Raw genomic sequence first — 3,548 nt, forward strand, 5'->3', positions numbered from 1 at the left:
CCCACAACCTGTTCAAGCTGGAGATATGGTTCGTGCGCTCAAAGAAGGTCTTATCAATCTTTATAAAGAAGATGGAACCAGCGTCACAGTGCGTGCTTAATAAACATGTAGGAGACGAAAGCTTTCTAGTTGCTTTCCCTTTAATCCTACTTACTAAAAGAACCTTAGGTTAAAGAAAATATATTAATTTCCATCCGAGATTTCATCTCGGATTTTTCATTATTTTTCAGAAAGACCTAGATAATAGACGGATTTATTACAAGTTTTTTCCAAAGTTTTCTATATAATAAGCTAAAAAATAGTAAAATTGTAAATAATTTTCATTAAACGCTTTCAACGTAAGTAAAAAGTTGACAAATCCAATTTTTAGGACTAAACTAAGTAAGTAAATTTTAATTAAAAGGAGAATTCGTCATGAATTTAACATTTTTCGGTCTATGTCTTGCCTGTATGGGTGTATCTCTTGGTGAAGGTATGTTGATGAACGGTTTGTTGAAATCAGTTGCTCGCCAACCAGATATCATCTCAGAACTACGTAGTTTGATGATCCTAGGGGTTGCCTTTATTGAAGGTACTTTCTTCGTTACTCTTGTCCTGTCATTTATCATCAAATAAAAGAAGTATAAATTGAAAAAGGGAGGATTTTAGATGGAAGAAAGTATTAATCCAACCATCAATATTGGTCCTGTTACCTTTAATTTAACCATAGTAGTTTTGACTTTGTTGACTGTAGCACTTATTTTTGGCTTTATTTATTGGGCAACTCGAAATATGACTTTGAGACCCACAGGAAAACAAAATGTATTAGAGTATTTATTTGATTTTGTTGTTGGATTTACAAAATCAAACCTTGGTCCAATGATAAAGGATTATTCTCTCTTTTATTTCTGTTTATTCCTATTTATGGCCATTGCAAATAATATTGGCTTAATGGCTAGAATTCAGACTACAGATGGTGTAAATCTTTGGACCTCACCAACAGCAAATTTGTCATTTGACTTGGTCTTGTCTTTTACAATTATCTTAATGACCCACGTAGAAGGAATTCGTCGTCGTGGAATCAAAAAGTATTTAAAAGCATTTGTAACACCAGGTTTTATGACACCAATGAATCTCTTGGAAGAAGTTACCAATCTCCTTTCACTTGCATTGCGGGTCTTTGGTAATATCTTTGCAGGGGAAGTGATGGCAAGTATGTTAGTCCTACTTTCTCATCAGGCCTTCTATTGGTATCCTATTGCTTTTGGAACAAATCTAATCTGGACTGCATTTTCTGTTTTTATTTCTTGTGTACAGGCATATGTATTTACATTGTTATCTTCAATGTACCTAGGAAATAAAATTAATGATGAAGAATAGAAAGGAGTAGTTTATGAATGTAACAGTAGGTGAATTACTTGGTGATTTTATACTAATCGCTGGTTCCTTTATTCTCTTGCTAGTCTTGGTTAAGAAATACGCTTGGTCAAATTTGGCTAGCATTTTCGAACAAAGAGCAGAAAAAATTGCAGCAGATATTGACGGAGCTGAACAAGCACGTCAAAAAGCAGAAGTATTGGCTCAAAAACGCGAAGATGAATTGGCTGGTAGTCGTAAAGAAGCTAAGACAATCATTGAGAATGCGAAAGAAACAGCTGAGAAAAGCAAAGCTAGTATTTTAGCAGATGCTAAGCTAGAAGCAGGACGCTTGAAAGAAAAAGCGAACCAAGAAATTGCTCAAAATAAAGCTGAAGCTTTACAAAGTGTTAAGGGTGAGGTAGTAGATTTGACAATCAGCTTGGCTGGTAAAATCATCTCACAAAACCTTGACGGTCATGCCCATAAAGAACTTATTGATCAGTATATCGATCAGTTAGGAGAAGCTTAATGGACAAGAAAACAGTAAAGGTAATTGAAAAATACAGCATGCCTTTTGTCCAATTGGTTTTAGAAAAAGGAGAAGAAGACCGTATCTTTTCAGACTTAGCTCAAATCAAGCAAGTTGCTGAAGAAACAGGCTTACCTTCTTTTTTAAAAAAAGTGGCAGTAGACGAGTCTGACAAGGAAAAAACGATTGCGTTCTTCCAAGATTCAGTGTCATCTTTATTGCAAAACTTTATCCAGGTTCTTATCTACAATCACAGAGCAAATCTTTTTTATGATATTCTTGTAGATTGCTTGAACCGACTTGAAAAAGAAACAAATCGATTTGAAGTGACGATTACTTCAGCTCATCCTTTAACTGATGAACAGAAGAGTCGCTTGTTCCCTTTGATTGAGAAAAAAATGTCTCTTAAAGTAAGGAGTGTAAAAGAACAAATCGATGAAAGTCTTATTGGTGGTTTTGTCATTTTTGCCAATCACAAGACAATTGATGTGAGTATTAAACAACAACTTAAAGTTGTTAAAGAAAATTTGAAATAGAAAGTGGTGTTCTTTTGGCAATTAACGCACAAGAAATCAGCGCTTTAATTAAGCAACAAATTGAAAATTTCAAACCCAATTTTGATGTGACTGAAACAGGTGTTGTAACCTATATCGGGGACGGTATCGCGCGTGCTCACGGCCTTGAAAATGCCATGAGTGGAGAGTTGTTGATTTTTGAAAACGGCTCTTATGGTATGGCTCAAAACTTGGAGTCAACAGACGTTGGTATTATCATCCTAGGTGACTTTACAGATATCCGTGAAGGCGATACAATCCGCCGTACAGGGAAAATCATGGAAGTCCCAGTAGGTGAAAGTCTGATTGGTCGTGTTGTGGATCCGCTTGGTCGTCCAGTTGACGGTCTTGGAGAAATCCACACTGATAAAACTCGTCCAGTAGAAGCGCAAGCTCCTGGTGTTATGCAACGTAAGTCTGTATCAGAACCATTGCAAACTGGTTTGAAAGCTATCGACGCCCTTGTACCGATTGGTCGTGGTCAACGTGAGTTGATTATCGGTGACCGTCAGACAGGGAAAACAACCATTGCGATTGATACAATCTTGAACCAAAAAGGTCAAGATATGATCTGTATCTACGTAGCGATTGGACAAAAAGAATCAACAGTTCGTACGCAAGTAGAAACACTACGTCAGTACGGTGCCTTGGATTACACAATCGTTGTGACAGCCTCTGCTTCACAACCATCTCCATTGCTCTTCCTAGCTCCTTATGCTGGGGTTGCTATGGCAGAAGAATTTATGTACCAAGGGAAACATGTTTTGATTGTTTATGATGATTTATCAAAACAAGCGGTAGCTTATCGTGAACTGTCACTCTTGCTTCGTCGTCCTCCAGGTCGTGAAGCCTTCCCAGGGGATGTTTTCTATCTTCACAGCCGTTTGCTTGAGCGCTCAGCTAAAGTTTCTGATGAACTTGGTGGTGGATCTATTACAGCCCTACCATTTATCGAGACACAAGCAGGAGATATCTCTGCCTATATCGCAACCAACGTGATTTCAATCACTGATGGACAAATCTTCCTTGGTGATGGTCTCTTCAATGCGGGTATTCGTCCAGCCATTGACGCGGGTTCATCTGTATCTCGTGTAGGTGGTTCTGCACCTGTCTCTTATACACATCTC

General features: G+C 37.7%; 5 protein-coding genes. All 5 read left to right on the top strand.

What is annotated here, in order from left to right; all coding sequences use genetic code 11:
• Positions 1-414: 414 nt before the first annotated feature.
• The gene (locus QZ359_RS00245; protein WP_293947419.1) at positions 415-615 is read left to right on the top strand and encodes a F0F1 ATP synthase subunit C; all 201 of its coding nucleotides are present in this window, start codon (positions 415-417) and stop codon (positions 613-615) included.
• 33 nt (positions 616-648) lie between these two features.
• Positions 649-1,359 carry a F0F1 ATP synthase subunit A gene (atpB, locus tag QZ359_RS00250; RefSeq protein WP_000392870.1) on the top strand — a complete coding sequence of 237 codons (711 nt, stop codon included), beginning with the start codon at positions 649-651 and terminating at the stop codon, positions 1,357-1,359.
• A 13-nt stretch (positions 1,360-1,372) separates the two neighbouring features.
• A complete protein-coding gene (gene atpF / locus QZ359_RS00255; RefSeq protein ID WP_293947420.1) occupies positions 1,373-1,867 on the top strand; it encodes a F0F1 ATP synthase subunit B in 495 nt (164 codons plus the stop codon).
• On the top strand, positions 1,867-2,403 hold the full coding sequence (locus QZ359_RS00260) for a F0F1 ATP synthase subunit delta (protein WP_261032576.1): 537 nt from the start codon (positions 1,867-1,869) through the stop codon (positions 2,401-2,403). Before atpF ends, QZ359_RS00260 begins: the two co-directional genes overlap by 1 nt.
• Positions 2,404-2,417: 14 nt before the next feature.
• Positions 2,418-3,548 (top strand): F0F1 ATP synthase subunit alpha (atpA, locus tag QZ359_RS00265; RefSeq protein WP_293947422.1); only part of this gene is annotated, 1,131 nt, incomplete at its 3' end.

This window comes from Streptococcus sp., assembly GCF_019414905.1.
GTDB lineage: Bacteria > Bacillota > Bacilli > Lactobacillales > Streptococcaceae > Streptococcus.